17 protein-coding genes are annotated in these 21,595 nt (G+C 59.3%); 15 read left to right on the top strand and 2 right to left on the bottom strand.

Annotated features, from left to right (window positions below):
• The first annotated feature begins 121 nt into the window (after positions 1-121).
• From secE to JL2886_RS07760, 11 genes are all read left to right on the top strand, one after another.
• On the top strand, positions 122-319 hold the full coding sequence (secE, locus tag JL2886_RS07810) for a preprotein translocase subunit SecE (protein ID WP_065271493.1): 198 nt from the start codon (positions 122-124) through the stop codon (positions 317-319).
• Positions 320-553: 234 nt separating this feature from the next.
• Entirely contained in the window at positions 554-1,087 is a 534-nt protein-coding gene (gene nusG / locus JL2886_RS07805; RefSeq protein ID WP_065271492.1) for a transcription termination/antitermination protein NusG, read from the top strand.
• A 133-nt stretch (positions 1,088-1,220) separates the two neighbouring features.
• A complete protein-coding gene (rplK, locus tag JL2886_RS07800; protein WP_065271491.1) occupies positions 1,221-1,646 on the top strand; it encodes a 50S ribosomal protein L11 in 426 nt (141 codons plus the stop codon).
• A gap of 1 nt (position 1,647) precedes the next feature.
• Complete coding sequence (gene rplA / locus JL2886_RS07795) at positions 1,648-2,346, top strand: 50S ribosomal protein L1 (RefSeq protein ID WP_065271490.1); 699 nt, start codon at positions 1,648-1,650, stop codon at positions 2,344-2,346.
• Positions 2,347-2,429: 83 nt separating this feature from the next.
• The gene (locus tag JL2886_RS07790) at positions 2,430-3,398 is read left to right on the top strand and encodes a glycosyltransferase family 2 protein (protein WP_065271489.1); all 969 of its coding nucleotides are present in this window, start codon (positions 2,430-2,432) and stop codon (positions 3,396-3,398) included.
• Between the two features lie 301 nt (positions 3,399-3,699).
• Positions 3,700-4,218 (top strand): 50S ribosomal protein L10, encoded by a 519-nt coding sequence (gene rplJ / locus JL2886_RS07785; RefSeq protein ID WP_065271488.1) that lies wholly within the window; start codon positions 3,700-3,702, stop codon positions 4,216-4,218.
• 81 nt (positions 4,219-4,299) lie between these two features.
• The gene (rplL, locus tag JL2886_RS07780) at positions 4,300-4,674 is read left to right on the top strand and encodes a 50S ribosomal protein L7/L12 (RefSeq protein WP_065271487.1); all 375 of its coding nucleotides are present in this window, start codon (positions 4,300-4,302) and stop codon (positions 4,672-4,674) included.
• A 282-nt stretch (positions 4,675-4,956) separates the two neighbouring features.
• Positions 4,957-9,093, top strand: a complete 4,137-nt coding sequence (gene rpoB, locus JL2886_RS07775; RefSeq protein WP_065271486.1) for a DNA-directed RNA polymerase subunit beta — start codon at positions 4,957-4,959, stop codon at positions 9,091-9,093.
• A gap of 51 nt (positions 9,094-9,144) precedes the next feature.
• Positions 9,145-13,386: a DNA-directed RNA polymerase subunit beta' gene (gene rpoC / locus JL2886_RS07770; protein ID WP_065271485.1), complete on the top strand. Its 4,242-nt coding sequence runs from the start codon at positions 9,145-9,147 to the stop codon at positions 13,384-13,386.
• Positions 13,387-13,530: 144 nt separating this feature from the next.
• Positions 13,531-14,337 (top strand): glycosyltransferase, encoded by an 807-nt coding sequence (locus JL2886_RS07765; protein ID WP_065271484.1) that lies wholly within the window; start codon positions 13,531-13,533, stop codon positions 14,335-14,337.
• A 3-nt stretch (positions 14,338-14,340) separates the two neighbouring features.
• The gene (locus JL2886_RS07760; protein ID WP_065271483.1) at positions 14,341-15,207 is read left to right on the top strand and encodes a DMT family transporter; all 867 of its coding nucleotides are present in this window, start codon (positions 14,341-14,343) and stop codon (positions 15,205-15,207) included.
• Here the strand turns inward: JL2886_RS07760 and JL2886_RS07755 are convergent.
• Together JL2886_RS07755 and JL2886_RS07750 are read right to left on the bottom strand one after the other, a co-directional pair.
• Entirely contained in the window at positions 15,166-16,005 is an 840-nt protein-coding gene (locus tag JL2886_RS07755) for a putative rhamnosyl transferase (RefSeq protein ID WP_065271482.1), read from the bottom strand. The two genes, JL2886_RS07760 and JL2886_RS07755, sit on opposite strands and share 42 nt — an antisense overlap.
• A gap of 35 nt (positions 16,006-16,040) precedes the next feature.
• A complete protein-coding gene (locus JL2886_RS07750; RefSeq protein ID WP_065271481.1) occupies positions 16,041-16,847 on the bottom strand; it encodes a putative rhamnosyl transferase in 807 nt (268 codons plus the stop codon).
• Between the two features lie 429 nt (positions 16,848-17,276).
• Between JL2886_RS07750 and rpsL the strand changes: the two genes are divergently transcribed.
• The 4 genes from rpsL to tuf all read left to right on the top strand — a co-directional run bounded on the left by rpsL (position 17,277) and on the right by tuf (position 21,512).
• Entirely contained in the window at positions 17,277-17,648 is a 372-nt protein-coding gene (rpsL, locus tag JL2886_RS07745) for a 30S ribosomal protein S12 (RefSeq protein ID WP_005621086.1), read from the top strand.
• Positions 17,649-17,666: 18 nt separating this feature from the next.
• Positions 17,667-18,137 (top strand): 30S ribosomal protein S7, encoded by a 471-nt coding sequence (gene rpsG, locus JL2886_RS07740; RefSeq protein ID WP_065271480.1) that lies wholly within the window; start codon positions 17,667-17,669, stop codon positions 18,135-18,137.
• A gap of 18 nt (positions 18,138-18,155) precedes the next feature.
• On the top strand, positions 18,156-20,273 hold the full coding sequence (gene fusA, locus JL2886_RS07735) for an elongation factor G (RefSeq protein ID WP_065271479.1): 2,118 nt from the start codon (positions 18,156-18,158) through the stop codon (positions 20,271-20,273).
• 63 nt (positions 20,274-20,336) lie between these two features.
• On the top strand, positions 20,337-21,512 hold the full coding sequence (gene tuf, locus JL2886_RS07730; RefSeq protein WP_065271478.1) for an elongation factor Tu: 1,176 nt from the start codon (positions 20,337-20,339) through the stop codon (positions 21,510-21,512).
• Positions 21,513-21,595 lie beyond the last annotated feature (83 nt).

The raw sequence follows: 21,595 nt of genomic DNA, 5'->3' as shown, positions 1-21,595 counted from the left end.
TTTGGTCCGTTTTGATTCCTGCTTGCGGCGTTGACTGAAGGCGTTGCGTGCTTCCGGGCTTGAATTCAGCGCTCGCAACGGCTAAATCCCGGCGAACCTGCTAGCAGAGAGACCAAGCCACATGGCCACCACAAATCCCGTTCAGTTCATCCAGCAAGTTCGCGCTGAAGTTGGCAAAGTCGTATGGCCGACCCGCCGCGAAGTGCTGCTGACCACCGTGATGGTCTTTGTCATGGCGGCTTTGACGGCTGTGTTCTTTGCTCTGGTCGACCTGCTGATCCGCACCGGTCTGACCGGCATCCTGGGCATGTTCGGCTGACAGCCGCAGGGTGATTCCGGAGCAGGGGTTTCCTTGCATGGAAATACCTCCCTACCTCTTGATCTTGATCCCTTTGGACGGTAGGTGAGCCGGTAACTCTGGCATGGGCGTGCGGCGAATCGTGTTGCGCGCCGATTTTTGTTAGGGCACAGCCAAAGGGTCAGTCCCGAGGCTGATAGCGAATTTAAGTGAAGGCGGCGCAGCGCGCCCGGCAAAACAAGGACGATCAGGCTCATGGCGAAACGGTGGTATTCGGTCAGCGTTCTTTCGAACTTCGAAAAGAAAATCGCAGAGCAGATCCGCGCCTCGGTTGCCGAAAATGGTCTTGAGGACGAAATCGACGAAGTTCTGGTCCCCACAGAAGAGGTGATCGAGGTTCGTCGAGGCAAGAAAGTCTCGACCGAGCGCCGTTTCATGCCGGGCTATGTGCTGGTGCACATGGAAATGTCCGATCAGGGCTATCACCTGATCAACTCGATCAACCGCGTGACCGGTTTCCTTGGTCCGCAGGGTCGTCCGATGCCCATGCGCGACGCCGAGGTGAACGGTATCCTGAACCGCGTTCAGGAAGGCGAAGAAGCACCGCGTACCCTGATCTCCTTTGAGATCGGTGAGCGGGTCAAGGTCAACGACGGCCCGTTCGAGGATTTCGACGGCACTGTCGAAGGGGTCGACGACGAGCATCAGAAGCTCAAGGTCACCGTATCGATCTTTGGCCGGGAAACCCCGGTCGAACTGGATTTCACACAGGTCACCAAACAGGCCTGATGTGATTTTGGCGCGCCGTTTGTGCGGTGCGCGTACATCGTGGGAGGCGAGGGGGCCGCGGCACCCGGACCAGACCACACAACAGTAAGGCCCGAAGGACGCGTCCCGAGGGTGTTGGAAAAGGAGAAACCAGATGGCCAAGAAGCTTGCTGGTACAATGAAACTGCAGGTTCCTGCAGGTCAAGCGAACCCCTCCCCGCCGGTTGGTCCGGCTCTGGGTCAGCGCGGCATCAACATCATGGAATTCTGCAAGGCGTTCAACGCCAAGACCGCAGACATGGAGCCCGGCGCGCCGTGCCCGACCGTGATCACCTACTATCAGGACAAGTCCTTCACCATGGACATCAAGACGCCGCCCGCGTCTTACTACCTGAAGAAGGCTGCCAAGGTGAAATCCGGTGCCAAGACCCCGAGCCGTGAAACCGTTGGTACGGTGACCGCTGCTCAGGTGAAGGAAATCGCCGAAGCGAAAATGAAAGATCTGAGCGCCAACGATATCGAAGCGGCGATGCAGATCATCCTGGGCTCCGCCCGCTCCATGGGCATCGAGGTGAAGTAAGATGGCAAAGCTCGGTAAACGTACCCGCGCAGCGCGCGAAGCCTTCGCTGGCAAAGAGAACCTGACCATCGAAGAAGCTGTTGCCCTGGTGAAGGCCAACGCCACTTCGAAATTCGACGAAACCATCGAGATCGCCGTGAACCTGGGTGTCGACACCCGTCACGCCGACCAGATGGTTCGTGGTGTGATCGGCCTGCCCAACGGCACCGGCAAATCCATGCGCGTTGCTGTTTTTGCACGTGGCGCCAAGGCGGACGAAGCCAAGGAAGCTGGTGCGGACATCGTTGGCGCCGAAGACCTGATGGAAACCATCCAGGGCGGCACCATCGAATTTGATCGCTGCATCGCAACCCCGGACATGATGCCTGTCGTCGGCCGTCTGGGTAAGATCCTCGGCCCGCGCAACCTGATGCCGAACCCCAAGGTTGGCACCGTGACCATGGACGTGAAAGCGGCCGTGGAAGCAGCCAAAGGCGGTGAAGTTCAGTTCAAGGCGGAAAAAGGCGGCGTTGTGCACGCAGGTGTCGGCAAAGCCTCCTTCGACGAAGCCAAGCTGGCCGAAAACGTCCGCGCCTTTGTTTCGGCTGTTGCCAAGGCAAAGCCGTCGGGTGCCAAGGGCGCTTACATGAAGAAGATCGCGCTGTCTTCGACCATGGGCCCGGGCGTCACCGTCGACGTGGAAAAAGCTGTCAGCGAATAAGCTGGCATGATAAATGTCGAAGGGCGGTGCCGCTGGCGCCGCCCTTTTTTTGTTTGGTGGGCCGTTTCGTAGAGGAGCAGCGGATGGCAGAGGGGAGCAATGCCTGGCATCTGATCGCGGTGGTCAATGAGCCGCTGGAGGAGACTTTGCGTTTTGCCAGCTGGTATCTTGACCTTGGCGCGCGCAGTCTGATCCTGCTGTTCGACAATCCCGATGATCCGGCCATCCCTGTACTTTCCCCACATCCAGCCATCACCTGCATTCCCTGCACAACCGGGTTCTGGCGCAGCATCGGCATTGCCGCGCGCGCCCGGTTTCCCAAGCGACAGATCCGGGCGCTGACCTGGGCCTATCGCCAGATCGCCTCTGGGTGGGTGCTGTCCGTCGATGCGGATGAGTTTCTATTCGCGAACGGCGGGGCTGGTGATATCCGCGCAGCGCTGGCCGGGCAGGGGTCAGAGACACAGGCGCTACGGATTGAAACCGCCGAAGTGGTGCCGACGCTTGAACGGTCTGAGAAAACCGTGTTCCGCACCCCGATGCCACGAGCGGTCCGGCGTGATGTCTATGGAGAGGATGTGCCGCTGTTTGGGCCGCGCCGGATGGGGCTTGTCGGCCACCCGCAGGGGAAATCCTTTATCCGGGCTGGGCTGCAGGGTATCTATCTGCGCCAGCATTGGGCGCATGACGCCGAGGGTCAGCGCTTGCCTGAAGTCGTATTGGGGGCCGCTAGCGGGCTTTACCTGCTGCATTACCTGGCCCCGGAGTATGAGGGCTGGCGCCGCAAGATGGCCTGGCGTCTGGCGTCCAGCGGCTTCACCAAATACGTCGGAGATTGCATCCGGGAAATTGAGGCAGCAGGGCACGCCGAGGCGGCGCGAGAGGCTGCGCTTTTGGCCCTTTACAACCGGTTGCACCGGGTCCGTCCCGAAGTGCTGGCGCGCATGCGGGCCCATGGTGTATGTTTAGAAGCAGAGGTGGATACGGCCGCGCCGCTGGCGCGAATGCTGGATCTCTCCGTGCTGACCCTGCCAGGGCGATCGGCGGCCTGAGTGCGAACTGCTCTGTGGGTCAAATTTCCGCTTGGAAATCACGTCTCAACGCTTTAACTACGGCCTTGAGGTAAAGCGTGCGATTCGTCGTGCGCTTTATTTCATTTCGTCCAAGATGGTGGGTGGCCTCTCGATCGGGCCTTAATTTCCCTCCTGAGACGGGAAAGACCAATAGATCGAGGGTTTCTATACCCTCGGGCGACTTTGGCTAACCCCGTATTGCGGACTTGAACGCCGGGCCATCTGGTTCGGCACATCAAAGAGCCGGGGAGCGTAAGCCCCCCAAAACCTGGAGAGAACTGTGGATAGAGCCCAGAAAGAGAAATTGGTCGAGGAACTCGGCCAGATCTTCGAAAGCTCTGGCGTGGTGGTCGTAGCCCACTACACCGGTCTGACAGTTGCCGAGATGCAGGACCTTCGCGCACGTGCTCGTGACGCGGGCGGTGCCGTGCGTGTTGCCAAAAACAGGCTCGCCAAAATCGCCCTCGAGGGTAAGCCGTGTGAAAGCATGTCTGACCTGCTGACAGGGATGACCGTACTGACCTATTCCGAGGACCCCGTGGCAGCAGCCAAGGTGGCCGAGGACTTCGCCAAGGATAACAAGAAGTTTGAGATCCTCGGCGGCGCAATGGGTGAGAACGCTCTGGACCGTGCCGGTGTCGAAGCCGTGTCGAAAATGCCGTCCCGCGAGGAGCTTATTGCTACCATCGCAGGCATGCTTGGCGCACCCGCTTCCAACATCGCTGGCGCAGTTGGCGCACCTGCAAGCAACATCGCAAGCATCCTTTCGACCATCGAAGAGAAGGCGGAAGCTGCGTAAGCGGTTGGCACTGAATGACCGGCGTGGAGCAAATGTTCATACGCTGGAAACACATACTTACAAACGGAAAGAGCTGATAAAATGGCTGATCTGAAGAAACTGGCAGAAGAGATCGTTGGTCTGACCCTGCTTGAAGCACAAGAACTGAAAACCATCCTCAAAGACGAGTATGGCATCGAGCCCGCAGCTGGCGGCGCTGTGATGGTTGCAGCTGGTGGCGACGCCGGTGGCGCAGCTGAAGAAGAGAAAACCGAATTCGACGTCGTTCTGAAGAACGCCGGCGCTTCGAAAATCAACGTGATCAAAGAAGTTCGCGCGATCACCGGCCTGGGCCTGAAAGAAGCCAAGGAACTGGTTGAAGCCGGCGGCAAGATCAAAGAAGGCATCGACAAAGCCGAAGCCGAAGACATCAAAGGCAAGCTGGAAGCAGCTGGCGCCGAAGTCGAAGTGGCCTAAGCCACCTTTGGCGGGACATAAGGGCAGCGGTTTCCCTGCGAAATCTTGCTCTGCGCTCCCTTAGAATTTGGCTGGATCCGGGGAAACCCGGGTCCAGCCGAACCTGTCTCAGAAAGGGACCTTTTGATTGGGTCTCTTTCTTAGGCGCGGTTCACAGGATCGGGAGGCAGCCATTCGGGACGGCGGCCATGAATTGATCCGAACGCTCTATCTCGTATGGGCAAGATGCCGAAGCCCGGCGGCATCCTTGTCCGGTGAGAAATTCGAAAGGTGACATCTGACATGGCTCAAACGTTCCTTGGCCAGAAACGTCTTCGCAAATATTATGGCAAGATCCGCGAAGTGCTGGATATGCCGAACCTCATTGAGGTTCAAAAATCTTCCTACGATCTTTTCCTTCGCTCGGGTGACGCCGAAGCACCGCTGGACGGCGAAGGTATCAACGGTGTTTTTCAATCTGTCTTCCCGATCAAGGATTTCAATGAAAACTCCGTTCTCGAGTTCGTGAAATACGCGCTGGAAAAACCGAAATACGACGTCGAAGAGTGCATGCAACGCGACATGACCTACTCGGCGCCGCTGAAGGTCACCCTGCGTCTGATCGTGTTCGATGTCGACGAAGACACCGGCGCCCGTTCGGTCAAGGACATCAAAGAGCAAGACGTCTTCATGGGCGATATGCCCCTGATGACGCCGAACGGTACCTTTGTCGTCAACGGCACCGAGCGTGTGATCGTCAGCCAGATGCACCGTTCGCCGGGTGTGTTCTTTGACCACGACAAGGGCAAGACGCACTCGTCGGGTAAACTGCTGTTCGCCTGCCGCATCATCCCGTATCGCGGCTCCTGGCTCGATTTCGAATTCGACGCCAAAGATATCGTCTTTGCCCGGATCGACCGTCGCCGCAAGCTGCCTGTGACCACCCTGCTGTACGCTCTGGGGCTGGACCAGGAAGGCATCATGGATGCCTATTACGATACCGTCACCTTCAAGCTGGACAAAAGCCGCGGCTGGGTCACGCCGTTCTTCCCCGAGCGCGTCCGTGGTACCCGTCCGACCTATGACCTGGTCGACGCTGCAACCGGCGAAATCATCTGCGAAGCGGGCAAGAAAGTCACACCGCGCGCCGTGAAGAAGATGATCGACGAGGGTTCGATCACCGAACTTCTGGTGCCCTTCGAGCAGATCGTCGGCAAATTCGTTGCCAAGGATCTGATCAACGAAGAAAACGGCGCCATCTATGTGGAAGCCGGTGACGAGCTGACGCTGGAATACGACAAGGACGGCGAGATCATCGGCGGCACCGTCAAGGAACTGTTGGACGCGGGCGTCACCGAGATTCCGGTTCTGGACATCGATAACGTCAACGTCGGCCCCTACATGCGCAACACCATGGCGATGGATAAGAACATGGGCCGCGACACCGCGCTCATGGATATCTATCGCGTGATGCGTCCGGGCGAGCCGCCCACCGTCGAAGCGGCTTCGGCTCTGTTCGACACCCTGTTCTTTGACTCCGAGCGTTACGATCTCTCCGCGGTTGGCCGTGTGAAGATGAACATGCGCCTGGCACTGGACGCCGAAGACACCCAGCGGACCCTGCGCAAGGAAGACATCGTCTCCTGCATCAAGGCTCTGGTGGAGCTGCGCGACGGCAAGGGCGACATCGACGACATCGACCACCTTGGCAACCGTCGTGTCCGTTCCGTTGGCGAACTGATGGAAAACCAGTACCGCGTCGGCCTGCTGCGCATGGAGCGCGCGATCAAGGAACGTATGTCCTCGGTCGAGATCGACACGGTAATGCCGCAGGATCTGATCAACGCGAAACCGGCGGCTGCGGCTGTTCGCGAATTCTTCGGCTCCTCGCAGCTGTCGCAGTTCATGGACCAGACCAACCCACTGTCGGAAGTCACCCACAAACGCCGCCTCTCGGCGCTTGGCCCGGGCGGTCTGACCCGCGAGCGCGCAGGCTTTGAGGTTCGCGACGTTCACCCGACCCACTATGGCCGGATGTGCCCGATTGAAACGCCGGAAGGCCCGAACATCGGTCTGATCAACTCGCTGGCGACCTTTGCCCGCGTGAACAAGTATGGCTTCATCGAAACACCTTACCGCGTCGTCAAGGACGCCAAGGTCACCGACGAAGTGCACTACATGTCCGCGACCGAGGAAATGCGTCACACCGTGGCGCAGGCCAACGCGACCCTGGATGATGAAGGCAAGTTCCAGAACGATCTGGTTTCGACCCGTCAGTCCGGCGACTACACGCTGGCGCCGCGCGAAAACGTTGACCTGATCGACGTTTCGCCCAAGCAGCTGGTCTCGGTTGCGGCCTCGTTGATCCCGTTCCTTGAAAACGACGACGCCAACCGCGCTCTGATGGGCTCGAACATGCAACGTCAGGCGGTTCCGCTGCTGCGCGCCGAGGCGCCGCTGGTCGGTACCGGTATCGAGGAAATCGTGGCCCGCGACTCGGGCGCTGCGATCATGGCGAAACGTGGCGGTATCATCGACCAGATCGATGCCCAGCGTATCGTGATCCGCGCCACTTCCGATCTGGAGCTGGGCGATGCGGGCGTTGACATCTACCGTATGCGCAAGTTCCAGCGTTCCAACCAGAACACCTGCATCAACCAGCGTCCTCTGGTGAAAGTGGGTCAGGAAGTGCGCAAGGGCGAAGTTATCGCCGATGGTCCGTCGACCGATATGGGCGAACTGGCCCTCGGTAAAAACGTCGTCGTCGCCTTCATGCCCTGGAACGGCTACAACTACGAAGACTCCATCCTGATCTCCGAGCGTATCGCACGTGACGACGTCTTCACCTCGATCCACATCGAGGAATTCGAAGTCGCCGCCCGTGACACCAAGCTGGGTCCGGAAGAGATCACCCGCGACATCCCGAACGTCGGTGAAGAAGCGCTGCGCAACCTCGACGAGGCTGGCATCGTTTACATCGGTGCGGATGTTGAGCCGGGCGACATTCTGGTCGGTAAGATCACGCCGAAGGGCGAAAGCCCGATGACGCCGGAAGAAAAGCTTCTGCGCGCCATCTTCGGTGAGAAAGCCTCGGACGTCCGCGATACCTCGCTGCGTGTGAAGCCGGGTGACTACGGTACCGTGGTCGAAGTCCGCGTCTTCAACCGTCACGGTGTCGAAAAAGACGAACGTGCGCTGCAGATCGAGCGTGAGGAAGTCGAACGTCTCGCCCGTGACCGCGACGACGAGATGGCGATCCTGGATCGCAACATCTATGCCCGTCTGAAGGACATGCTGGTTGGCAAAACCGCTGTCAAAGGCCCGAAAGGCATCAAGGCAGGCTCGGAAATCACCGAGGATCTGCTGGCCTCCCTCAGCCGCGGTCAGTGGTGGATGCTCGCCCTTGAGGACGAGAAAGACGCCCAGATCGTCGAGGCCCTGAACGAGCAGTACGAAGTGCAAAAGCGCGCTCTGGATGCCCGTTTCGAAGACAAGGTCGAGAAGGTCCGCCGCGGCGACGACCTGCCGCCGGGTGTGATGAAGATGGTCAAGGTCTTCATCGCTGTGAAGCGTAAGCTGCAGCCGGGCGACAAGATGGCCGGCCGTCACGGCAACAAAGGTGTGATTTCGAAAGTGGTTCCGATGGAGGACATGCCGTTCCTCGCGGATGGTACCCCGGTCGATTTCTGTCTGAACCCGCTGGGTGTTCCGTCGCGTATGAACGTCGGTCAGATCCTTGAAACCCACATGGGTTGGGCCGCACGCGGTCTCGGCATCAAGGTGGACGAGGCGCTGCAGGAATACCGTCGTTCCGGCGATCTGACTCCGGTGCGCGATGCGATGCATCACGCATATGGTCAGGACGTCTATGACGAAGGCATTGCGGATATGTCCGAAGCCGACCTGATCGACGCGGCCAACAATGTTGCCCGTGGTGTGCCGATCGCGACGCCGGTCTTCGACGGTGCCAAAGAGGATGACGTCAATGACGCGCTGGTCCGCGCGGGCTTTGACAAATCCGGTCAGTCGATCCTGTTTGACGGCCGCACCGGTGAGCAGTTTGCCCGCCCGGTCACCGTCGGCATCAAGTATCTGCTGAAACTGCACCACCTGGTCGACGACAAGATCCACGCGCGTTCGACCGGTCCGTACTCGCTCGTCACGCAGCAGCCGCTGGGTGGTAAGGCGCAGTTCGGTGGTCAGCGCTTCGGGGAGATGGAGGTCTGGGCTCTGGAAGCTTACGGCGCCGCCTACACCCTGCAGGAGATGCTCACCGTGAAATCGGATGACGTCGCAGGCCGGACCAAGGTCTATGAAAGCATCGTCAAGGGCGAAGACAACTTCGAGGCGGGCGTACCGGAATCGTTCAACGTTCTGGTCAAAGAAGTCCGTGGTCTCGGCCTGAATATGGAACTCCTGGATGCGGAGGTTGAGGAGTAAGGGCGCTTGCCCTTCTCCCGTCCCCCCTTCCGCAAGATTTGAGGTATCAAAATGAACCAGGAAATCACCAATAACCCGTTCAACCCGCTGACCCCGCCGAAGGTTTTCGACGAGATCAAGGTGTCGCTGGCATCGCCGGAGCGGATCCTGTCGTGGTCCTATGGCGAAATCAAAAAGCCCGAGACCATCAACTACCGGACCTTCAAGCCCGAGCGTGACGGTCTGTTCTGCGCCCGTATCTTTGGTCCGATCAAAGACTACGAATGCCTCTGCGGCAAATATAAGCGGATGAAATATCGCGGCGTTGTCTGCGAAAAATGCGGTGTGGAAGTCACCCTGCAAAAGGTCCGCCGCGAGCGTATGGGCCATATCGAACTGGCCTCGCCGGTTGCGCACATCTGGTTCCTGAAGTCGCTGCCTTCGCGCATCGGCCTGATGCTGGACATGACCCTGCGCGATCTGGAACGCGTGCTGTACTTTGAAAACTACGTTGTCATCGAGCCGGGTCTGACCGACCTCACCTACGGCCAGATGATGACAGAAGAAGAGTACATGGACGCCCAGGACCAGTACGGCATGGACGCCTTCACCGCCAATATCGGCGCCGAAGCGATCCGTGAAATGCTGGCCGCGATCGATCTGGAAGCCGAAGCCGAGCAGCTGCGCGCCGAACTGGCCGAAGCCACCGGCGAACTGAAGCCCAAGAAGATCATCAAGCGTCTGAAAGTGGTCGAATCCTTCCTCGAGTCGGGCAACCGTCCCGAGTGGATGATCATGACCGTGATCCCGGTCATCCCGCCGGAACTGCGTCCGCTGGTTCCGCTGGATGGCGGTCGTTTCGCGACCTCCGACCTTAACGACCTTTACCGTCGTGTGATCAACCGGAACAACCGTCTGAAGCGTCTGATCGAACTGCGTGCGCCTGACATCATCGTCCGCAACGAAAAGCGGATGCTGCAGGAATCCGTTGACGCCCTGTTTGACAACGGCCGCCGTGGCCGCGTCATCACCGGCGCCAACAAGCGCCCGCTGAAGTCGCTGTCGGACATGCTGAAAGGTAAGCAGGGTCGCTTCCGTCAGAACCTTCTGGGTAAGCGCGTCGACTTCTCCGGCCGTTCGGTCATTGTGACAGGTCCCGAGCTGAAGCTGCATCAGTGTGGTCTACCCAAGAAGATGGCGCTCGAACTCTTCAAGCCCTTCATCTACTCGCGTCTGGAGGCCAAAGGTCTGTCCTCCACCGTGAAGCAGGCGAAGAAGCTGGTGGAAAAAGAACGCCCCGAAGTCTGGGATATCCTCGACGAGGTGATCCGCGAGCACCCGGTGATGCTGAACCGCGCACCGACGCTGCACCGTCTTGGTATTCAAGCCTTCGAACCCACGCTGATCGAAGGTAAGGCTATCCAGCTGCACCCGCTGGTCTGCTCGGCGTTCAACGCGGACTTCGACGGTGACCAGATGGCCGTGCACGTGCCGCTGAGCCTTGAGGCCCAGCTGGAAGCGCGCGTCCTGATGATGTCCACCAACAACGTTCTGTCGCCCGCAAACGGCGCGCCGATCATCGTTCCCTCGCAGGATATGATCTTGGGTCTCTACTATGTGACCCTGGAACGCGAAGGCATGGTGGGCGAAGGCAAGGTCTTTGGGACCATCGACGAAGTTCAGCACGCTCTGGACGCCGGCGAAGTGCACCTGCACACCAAGATCACCGCGCGGATCACCCAGATCGACGAAGAAGGCAACGAGGTTCTCAAGCGTTTTGAGACCACCCCGGGCCGTGTTCGTCTGGGCGCACTGTTGCCGAAGAACGCCAAGGCGCCGTTTGAACTGGTCAACCGTCTTCTGCGGAAGAAAGAAGTGCAGCAGGTCATCGACACCGTCTACCGTTACTGCGGTCAGAAAGAGTCCGTGATCTTCTGTGACCAGATCATGACCATGGGCTTCCGCGAAGCGTTCAAGGCAGGCATTTCGTTCGGCAAGGACGACATGGTGATCCCGGACGGCAAGTGGACCATCGTCGACGAGACACGCGAGCAGGTGAAAGATTTCGAACAGCAGTACATGGACGGCCTGATCACTCAGGGCGAAAAGTACAACAAGGTTGTCGATGCCTGGTCGAAGTGTAACGACAAGGTCACCGAGGCGATGATGAGCACCATCTCCGCCGACAAGCGGGACGAGAACGGTGCCGTGATGGAGCCGAACTCGGTTTACATGATGGCCCACTCCGGTGCGCGTGGCTCGGTTACTCAGATGAAACAGCTGGGCGGTATGCGCGGCCTGATGGCCAAGCCGAACGGCGACATCATCGAGACCCCGATCATCTCGAACTTTAAAGAAGGCCTGACGGTTCTGGAGTACTTCAACTCCACCCACGGTGCCCGTAAGGGTCTGTCGGATACCGCTCTGAAAACGGCGAACTCAGGTTATCTGACCCGTCGTCTGGTGGACGTGGCGCAGGACTGCATCGTGCGCGAGCGCGACTGCGGTACCGAGCGTGCGATCACAGCAGAGGCTGCGGTCAACGACGGTGAAGTGGTTGCCAGCATCGGTGAACGTCTGCTGGGCCGTGTTGCGGCCGAGGACATCAAACGTCCGGGCACCGAAGAGGTGATCGTCGCACAGGGGCAGCTCATCGACGAACGCATGGCGGATGCCGTGCAGGAAGCCGGTGTTGCCTCCACGCGGATCCGTTCGCCTCTGACCTGCGAAAGCGAAGAGGGCGTCTGCGCCATGTGCTATGGCCGTGACCTTGCGCGCGGTACCATGGTCAACTCGGGCGAGGCTGTCGGCATCATCGCCGCGCAGTCGATCGGTGAACCTGGTACACAGCTGACGATGCGGACCTTCCACATCGGCGGTGTTGCCCAGGGTGGTCAGCAGTCGTTCCTCGAGGCGAGCCAGGAAGGCAAGATCGTCTTCGAGAACGCTCAGATCCTGCAGAACGCCAACGGCGAAACGCTGGTGGTTGGCCGTAACATGAAGCTGATCATTCAGGACGAGCACGGCGAAGAGCGCGCCAGCCACAAGCTGGGCTATGGTTCCAAGCTGTTCGTCACCGATGGTCAATCCGTTGCCCGTGGCGACAAGCTGTTCGAATGGGACCCCTACACCCTGCCGATCATCGCGGAAAAGCCGGGTACTGCCAAATACGTCGATCTGGTTTCGGGCCTTGCCGTCCGCGACGAGACCGACGAAGCCACCGGCATGACCCAGAAGATCGTGGTCGACTGGCGTGCGGCACCGAAAGGCAACGACCTGAAGCCGGAAATCATCCTTGTGGATGCTGACGGCGAGCCGGTCCGCAACGATCTGGGCAACCCGGTTACCTACCCGATGTCCGTTGATGCGATCCTGTCCTGTGAAGACGGTCAGCAGATCGAGGCCGGTGACGTTGTTGCGCGTATCCCGCGTGAAGGCGCCAAGACCAAGGACATTACCGGTGGTCTGCCGCGTGTGGCCGAACTGTTCGAAGCCCGTCGTCCGAAAGACCACGCAATCATTGCCGAAATCGATGGTTACGTGCGCTTTGGCCGCGACTACAAGAACAAGCGCCGTATCTCGATCGAACCCGCGGATGAGAGCCTGGAAACCGTCGAATACATGGTGCCCAAGGGCAAGCACATCCCGGTGCAGGAAGGTGACTTCGTGCAGAAGGGCGACTACATCATGGACGGCAACCCGGCGCCGCATGACATCCTTGCAATTATGGGTGTCGAGGCTCTGGCGAACTACATGATCGACGAAGTTCAGGACGTTTATCGTCTGCAGGGCGTGAAGATCAACGACAAGCACATCGAGGTGATCGTTCGCCAGATGCTGCAGAAGTGGGAGATCTCCGACTCTGGCGAAACCACGCTGCTGAAAGGCGAACACGTGGACAAGCAGGAATTCGACGCTGCCAACGAGAAGGCACTGTCGCGCGGCAAACGTCCGGCACAGGGCGCACCGATCCTGCTTGGTATCACCAAGGCGTCGCTGCAGACCCGTTCGTTCATCTCGGCGGCCTCCTTCCAGGAGACCACCCGCGTGCTGACCGAGGCTTCGGTTCAGGGCAAGAAGGACAAGCTGGTTGGCCTGAAGGAAAACGTCATCGTTGGTCGCCTGATCCCGGCCGGTACCGGTGGTGCAACCCAGCAGATGCGCCATATCGCTCAGTCCCGCGACAATGTGGTTTTGGAAGCGCGCCGCGAAGAAGCCGAGGCCGCAGCTGCCCTGGCCGCTCCGGTGATGGAGGACGACGTGTCCGGTGGCGACTTCGACAATCTGGTGGAAACACCGGAAAGCCGCGACTGATCCGTCGACTGACTTTTTGAAAATGAATGCCCCCGCGCCGATGGCGCGGGGGTTTTCTTTTGTCTGACGTCCCCCAACCGGCGAATGCCTCTTCCCAAGTGCTGCGCCCCGGTGTTTTCTGTGCGCGCAACCGGTGGAGGGGAAATGTCAGAGCAGTTGAAGATGGTTGGACTGGTCCGGTTCTCGGTTCTGACGCCTACCTATTATTCCGAACGCTTCAGCACGCTGGAGGAAACGGCGGCACATCTGTTTTCCGAGGACCGGATGGAGCTCCGCTTTCGCGTTTTCGAAGAGCTGTGCCTGCCTTCGCTGCTTCGGCAAAGCGATCCGGAATTTGATGTGGTGGTGTTGACTGCGGCGTCGATGCCTGATCGCTATATGCAAAGGCTGAAGGCGCTGCTTGCGCCGCATCGCAATCTGCATTGCCGTCCGGTCGGAACCCGAAATCATTACCGGCTGTTACGCCTGGGGTACGATTCCATTCCGGCAGGGGAGGGCAGTCACCGCATCCTGTTCCGTCTGGATGATGATGACGCGGTTGATATTGATTTTGTGGCACGCACAAAACGTCTGGCGGCTGGGATCCTGCCGCTGCAACCCGAAGGTGGCGCTTTTGTCATTGCCTATAACCGGGGCTTTTACATGCGGGCGACGCTGGATGGGCCGGAGGTCTTCGACGCGGTCGAACAGGCGCCCCTGTCGGCAGGCACCGCGCTGGTGACCCCAGTTGGAAGCGCCGCGAATCCCTACAAGTTCAACCACCGCAAACTGGCGCGGCACTACAGCCTTTATTCGGATATTTCGGTGCCATCCTTCCTGCGCACTATCCATGGTGACAATAAATCCGATCCCACCCAAAAAGGGATCACTCATCAGATGGCCGAGGAAGAGATCGACGGCGCGCTGCAGCGCCATTTCGGTCTGACGCTGTCGCAGCTGAAGGCGGTATAGCGCATGAAACCCAATCAGAACGGTGCCCTGTTGATGATGGGCAGCATGGCGGCCTTTACCTTCAATGATACGCTGGTGAAATCTGTGGGGGCGGATCTGCCGCTGTCGCAGATTCTTGTGGTCCGCGGCGGGGTTGCATCACTGCTGATTTTCCTGCTGGCGCGCTATCTGGGCAGCTTGCGGATGAACCTGCCACGGGGCGACTGGATGCTGGTTCTGGGCCGCTGTCTGTCCGAAGCGGGGGCGACTTACCTCTTCCTCAGCGCGCTGATGCTGATGCCGCTCGCCAATGTGACTGCCGTACTGCAAATGCTGCCACTGACCGTGACGCTGGGGGCGGCGCTGTTCTTTGGCGAAAGCATCGGCTGGCGGCGCATGGCGGCGATCCTTGCGGGGTTCTGCGGTATGCTGCTGATCGTGCAGCCGGGGCCAGAGGGGTTCGATGGCGCCTCTTTGTATGCACTGGGTGCGGTTGGCTGCGTCACGGCCCGGGATCTGTTCACCCGGCGGATGTCGGCGGCGGTGCCGTCGATGACTGTGACCCTAATGGCCTCTTTGACAGTGCTGACTTTTGGCCTGATCTACAGCACCCAGCAGGACTGGCAGCCGATGCAAGGCTGGCATCTGGGTCTGCTTATGGGGGCGGCCTGCTTCATCTTTGCCGGCTACTTGTTTTCGGTCATGACCATGCGAGTCGGAGACGTCGCCGTGGTCTCGCCCTTCCGGTACAGCGGGTTGTTGTGGGCGCTGTTCCTCGGCTGGGCAGTGTTTGGTGATTGGCCGGGTGTGCTTACTCTGACCGGCGCGGCTGTCGTTGTGGCGGCCGGCCTATTCACCTTCTACCGGGAGCGGCAGCAGACCGGGGGATGAGAACGCCCGCGCGACTGCGGCGCTATCGACGTTGAAGGTTTGTTTCAGATGGTGCGCTTCCTCTGGTGTGACAGGGGTGACGTTGATCTCCTTGCCGCGCCCCTTGGAGCGGGAATCGTTGAAGCTGTTGTAACCGCGCAGGTACATGTCGCCATCCGGAATGGTCAGCGTTGGTGTGACCCGCCAAAGGGTATGATGGCCGTGATGCATGATCGTCTGGTTGGACCCGCCCGCCACTACGACTCCCATAGAAAGCGCAGTGTAGGGGTAGCGGTCCGGTTTGATCGCCAGCCCATCGGCACTGGCGCGATAGACATAGCCGCGGTTGAAATCGATGGTGGTCATCGGATAGCGCGGCCAGACCGGTTCTAGGTCCTGCGCCGCCTGTTTCAGCCGTTCCACGAATGACACCGCCATCGCATCGTCATCGTCTAGACGAAACTGCAGGCAGGGCGCATCCGGGTTTTCGCGCGCGTCGTTTAGCATCTGGATCATCACCCGCCGGTGACGGCCCGGCGGCTGCACGGAAATGACCACATTCGGCAAAGGTTCGGTGAGGGTCAGCAGCCGGTCGAGATAGGGGAGGGGAAAGCACTCACCGACCACGACCAGCAACTGGAAATCCGCGTCGGTCTGACCGATGACCGAGGGCAGGCAGACAGTTTCGAACAGGCGGAACCGCTCCTCAAGCCGTTCGGGCGCATAAAGATAGGCACGGCGTTCCTCTAGGCTGGCGTGCTCCTGCTTGTAGCCGCCGTGCCCTACATAAGAGAAGCGGCACAATCCGATAACCTGCATAACATGCGATCCCTGGTAAAAATAAAGGCGTGGGGCTAGTCAGCCGCGAAGACCCGTTTGAGATCATCCTGCCGGATGGCAAATCGCGCTTCAAACTCACCCACCTGATCCGGGGTCAGCGGGGTGACGGGCACCGGTTTGACCCGTTTCTGGCGCGAGTCGTTATAGCCATTGTGGGTGCGAACGAACATCGGCTGATCGCTGATGGTGACCGTCGGCATGAAGCGCAGGATTTTCTCATGCGCGAAGTTCATGATCGTCAGGTTACAGCCGCCGCGCACATACATGCCAAGCGAAGCGACATAGTAGGGCCGGTGTATCTCGGTCGCGGCGATCCCGGACGCCCCAACCTCGGCCACATAACCACGGTTGAAATCAACGGCGACCGTTTTGCTCTTTTCGACCAGGCCAGAACAATCCTCAACCGTCTGCCGGAGACGTTCGACGAAATCCACCGACACTGCGTCGTCGTCGTCATGCCGGAACTGCAGACACGGCGCGTCTGGATCCCGGCGGGCTTTGTTGAGGATCTCTTTCATCACCTGGCGCTGTTTGCGCGGCGGTTCGCTGTGAATGCGGACCTGCGGTATGTCGGCAGTTATGTCCTGAAGCCGCTCCCGGTGCTGTTTCGGCAGGCTGTCGCCAATGACGATGATCAGCTCGAAATCCTGATCTGTCTGTTCGCGCAGACAGGGCAGGGCGACGGTCTCCATCAGTTGGAACCGCTCCTCTAGACGGTCTTCGGCATAAAGGTAGGCAATGCGCTCCTCCAGGCTGGCATGTTCAACCTGAAAGCCGCCAATCGCGGGATAAGAAAAACGACAAAGACCGATGACTTGCATGAATGGGGCGTCCTGAGTATGCGTCTGGCCCAATCTGATTGCGGCCTGTTGAACTATGCATCGCCCGTACCGATGCGACAAGACAGCGGGTGTGGCAGGGGAAGTATTGCCAGCGGCGTGTTCCCGTGCAGCCATCCGCCGACCCTGGGCGTCACTGGGCGCCTGACAGTTGACAAGCTCCGCGACTCCCCATATACGCGCGCCTATCCGGCATCCGGGGGCCGCCCCTAAAGCCGATATCACTATTGTAGTGGATCAAGGTTCGGACAGTTTTATCGTCCGGATCCTCTGTAGACCCACCGCGTCGTTCACCTCGGAATGGGAACGATTGCGGTTTTTGCGCTTGCGGACGCGTAAGTGCCGGAAATATGAGCCGCACGCCCTTGCGCGTGCATGACATGAAAGTTGCGAAACGGGGAATAGACCGGAATGCCAACGATCCAACAGCTGATCCGCAAGCCGCGGCAGCCGAAAGTTAAACGCTCCAAATCCATGCATCTGGAGCAGTGCCCCCAGAAGCGTGGCGTTTGCACGCGCGTTTACACCACCACGCCGAAGAAACCGAACTCCGCTATGCGGAAAGTTGCGAAGGTCCGCCTGACCAACGGTTTCGAGGTCATCTCCTACATCCCGGGTGAAAGCCACAACCTTCAGGAACACTCTGTGGTTCTGATCCGCGGCGGTCGTGTAAAAGACCTTCCGGGTGTCCGTTACCACATCCTTCGCGGTGTTCTGGATACCCAGGGCGTCAAAGACCGTAAGCAGCGTCGCTCCAAGTACGGCGCGAAGCGTCCTAAGTAAGAAGAAGGATAAGCACAGATGTCACGCCGTCACGCTGCTGAAAAACGCGAAGTTCTGCCCGACGCCAAATATGGCGACCGCGTTCTGACCAAATTCATGAACAACCTGATGATCGATGGTAAGAAATCGGTCGCAGAAAAAATCGTCTACAACGCGTTCGATCGCGTTGAAGCCAAGATCAAACGCGCTCCCGTGGAAGTCTTCCACGAAGCTCTGGACAATGTGAAACCCGCCGTCGAAGTTCGTTCGCGCCGCGTGGGTGGTGCAACCTACCAGGTGCCGGTCGAAGTTCGCCCGGAGCGCCGCGAAGCACTCGCAATCCGCTGGTTGATCAAAGCCGCCCGTAGCCGCAACGAAAACACCATGGAAGAGCGCCTTGCAGGCGAGCTGCTGGACGCTGTCCAGTCCCGTGGTACCGCGGTGAAAAAGCGCGAAGACACCCACAAGATGGCAGAGGCCAACAAGGCCTTCTCGCATTACCGCTGGTAACCCAAGGGGCTTAGACCTATGGCACGCGACTATACACTCAACCATTACCGTAACTTCGGTATCATGGCGCACATCGATGCAGGTAAGACCACCTGCTCGGAGCGTATCCTGTACTACACCGGCAAATCCCACAACATCGGTGAGGTGCACGATGGTGCAGCCACCATGGACTGGATGGAGCAGGAGCAGGAACGCGGCATCACCATCACCTCGGCTGCGACCACCACTTTCTGGGAACGCACCGAAGATGGCGAAACTGCTGACACGCCGAAGCACCGCCTGAACATCATCGACACCCCCGGTCACGTTGACTTCACCATCGAAGTTGAACGTTCGCTGGCGGTTCTCGACGGTGCAGTCTGTGTTCTGGACGCCAACGCTGGCGTTGAACCGCAGACCGAAACCGTTTGGCGTCAGGCTGACCGCTACAAGGTTCCGCGCATCGTCTTCGTCAACAAGATGGACAAGATCGGCGCTGACTTCTTCAACTGCGTCAACATGATCGAAGACCGCACCGGCGCCCGCGCGGTTCCGGTTGGTATTCCGATCGGCGCCGAGAACGAGCTGGAAGGCCTGATCGATCTGGTCACCATGAAGGAATGGCTGTGGCAGGGTGAAGACCTTGGCGCCTCCTGGGTGCAGGTCGAGATCCGTGACAGCCTGAAGGACATGGCCGACGAATGGCGTGGCAAGATGGTCGAAGCGGCCGTCGAGCAAGACGACGACGCCATGGAAGCCTACCTGGAAGGTGAAGAGCCCGACGTTGCAACACTGCGCGCTCTGCTGCGCAAGGGCACTCTGGCGCTGGACTTCGTTCCGGTTCTGGGCGGTTCCGCGTTCAAGAACAAAGGCGTTCAGCCGCTGCTCAACGCCGTGATCGACTACCTGCCCAGCCCGCTGGACGTTGTCGATTACATGGGCTTCAAACCCGGTGACGAAACCGAAACCCGTAACATCGCCCGCCGCGCGGATGATGATATGGCGTTCTCGGGCCTGGCGTTCAAAATCATGAACGACCCCTTCGTCGGTTCGCTGACCTTTACCCGCATCTACTCCGGTGTTCTGAACAAGGGTGATACCCTTCTGAACTCCACCAAGGGTAAGAAAGAGCGCGTTGGCCGGATGATGATGATGCACTCGAACGACCGTGAGGAAATCACGGAAGCGTTCGCGGGCGACATCATCGCGCTGGCTGGTCTGAAAGACACCACCACAGGTGACACGCTCTGCGCCGTCAACGATCCGGTGGTTCTGGAAACCATGACCTTCCCCGATCCGGTGATCGAGATCGCGGTTGAGCCGAAAACCAAGGCTGACCAGGAAAAAATGTCCCAGGGTCTGGCCCGTCTGGCCGCCGAAGACCCGTCCTTCCGCGTGGAAACTGACCTGGAATCCGGTCAGACCATCATGAAGGGCATGGGCGAACTTCACCTGGACATCCTGGTTGACCGCCTGAAGCGCGAATTCAAGGTTGAAGCCAACATCGGTGCCCCGCAGGTTGCCTACCGTGAGACCATCGGTCACGAGGTCGAGCACACCTACACCCACAAGAAACAGTCGGGTGGTTCGGGTCAGTTCGCCGAGGTGAAGATGATCATCTCGCCGACAGAAGCCGGCGAAGGCTACTCCTTCGAATCCCGCATCGTTGGTGGTGCTGTTCCGAAGGAATACATCCCCGGTGTTGAAAAAGGCATCAACTCGGTTATGGATAGCGGTCCGCTGGCTGGCTTCCCCGTGATCGACTTCAAGGTTGCCCTGATCGACGGTAAGTTCCACGACGTTGACTCCAGCGTTCTGGCCTTTGAAATCGCAGCACGTATGTGCATGCGTGAAGGCATGCGCAAAGCCGGCGCCAAGCTGCTGGAACCGATCATGAAGGTCGAAGTGATCACCCCGGAAGAATACACCGGCGGTATCATCGGCGACCTGACCTCCCGTCGTGGTCAGGTGTCCGGCCAGGAGCCCCGCGGCAACGCGATTGCGATCGACGCAAACGTGCCGCTGGCGAACATGTTCGGCTACATCAACACCCTGCGTTCGATGAGCTCGGGCCGCGCCCAGTTCACCATGCAGTTCGGTCACTACGATCCGGTTCCGCAGAACATCTCGGACGAGATCCAGGCGAAATACGCGTAAGCGTCATGACATTGGAAGGTTCGCGGCCCGCGCGGACCTTCTTCCAATCAAAAGGAGGCCACCATGGCTAAGGAAAAGTTTGAGCGTAATAAACCGCACGTCAACATCGGCACCGTTGGCCACGTTGACCACGGCAAAACCACGCTGACCGCAGCGATCACCAAATACTTCGGTGACTTCAAAGCCTACGACCAGATCGACGGCGCACCGGAAGAAAAAGCCCGCGGCATCACCATCTCGACCGCCCATGTGGAATACGAGACCGAGAACCGCCACTATGCACACGTCGACTGCCCCGGCCACGCTGACTATGTGAAAAACATGATCACCGGTGCGGCGCAGATGGACGGCGCGATCCTGGTTGTGAACGCAGCCGACGGCCCGATGCCGCAGACCCGCGAGCACATCCTGCTGGCGCGTCAGGTTGGCGTTCCGGCGCTGGTCGTGTTCATGAACAAGGTTGACCAGGTCGACGACGAAGAGCTGCTCGAGCTCGTCGAGATGGAAATCCGCGAACTGCTGTCTTCCTACGACTTCCCGGGCGACGATATCCCGATCATCGCAGGTTCCGCTCTGGCGGCGATGGAAGGCCGTGACCCGGAAATCGGCGAAAACAAAATCAAGGAACTGATGGCGGCTGTGGATGAGTACATCCCGACCCCCGAGCGTGCCGTTGACCTGCCGTTCCTGATGCCGATCGAAGACGTGTTCTCGATCTCCGGTCGTGGTACCGTTGTGACCGGCCGTGTTGAGCGTGGCGTGATTAACGTTGGCGACGAAATCGAAATCGTCGGCATCCACGACACCAAGAAAACCACCTGCACCGGTGTTGAGATGTTCCGCAAGCTGCTGGACCGCGGCGAAGCCGGCGACAACATCGGCGCGCTGCTGCGTGGCGTTGACCGTGACGGCGTTGAGCGTGGTCAGGTTCTGTGTAAGCCGGGCTCCGTGACCCCGCACACCAAATTCGAGGCAGAAGCATATATTCTGACCAAAGAAGAAGGTGGCCGTCACACCCCGTTCTTTGCGAACTACCGTCCGCAGTTCTACTTCCGGACCACCGACGTGACCGGCACCGTGACCCTGCCGGAAGGCACCGAGATGGTGATGCCGGGCGACAACCTGAAGTTCGAAGTTGAACTGATCGCCCCGATCGCTATGGAAGACGGTCTGCGTTTCGCCATCCGCGAAGGCGGCCGCACCGTCGGCGCTGGCGTTGTGTCGAAGATCATCGAGTAATTCGCACTCGCGAATGATCAAACGGAAAGGGCGCCCCAGTGGCGCCCTTTTTGTTTGAACGCGCTGATCCCGAGACGCACCAG

Source organism: Phaeobacter gallaeciensis (genome assembly GCF_001678945.1).
GTDB classification, from domain to species: domain Bacteria; phylum Pseudomonadota; class Alphaproteobacteria; order Rhodobacterales; family Rhodobacteraceae; genus Phycobacter; species Phycobacter gallaeciensis_A.
This window is presented reverse-complemented; position numbering and strand designations above follow the sequence as displayed.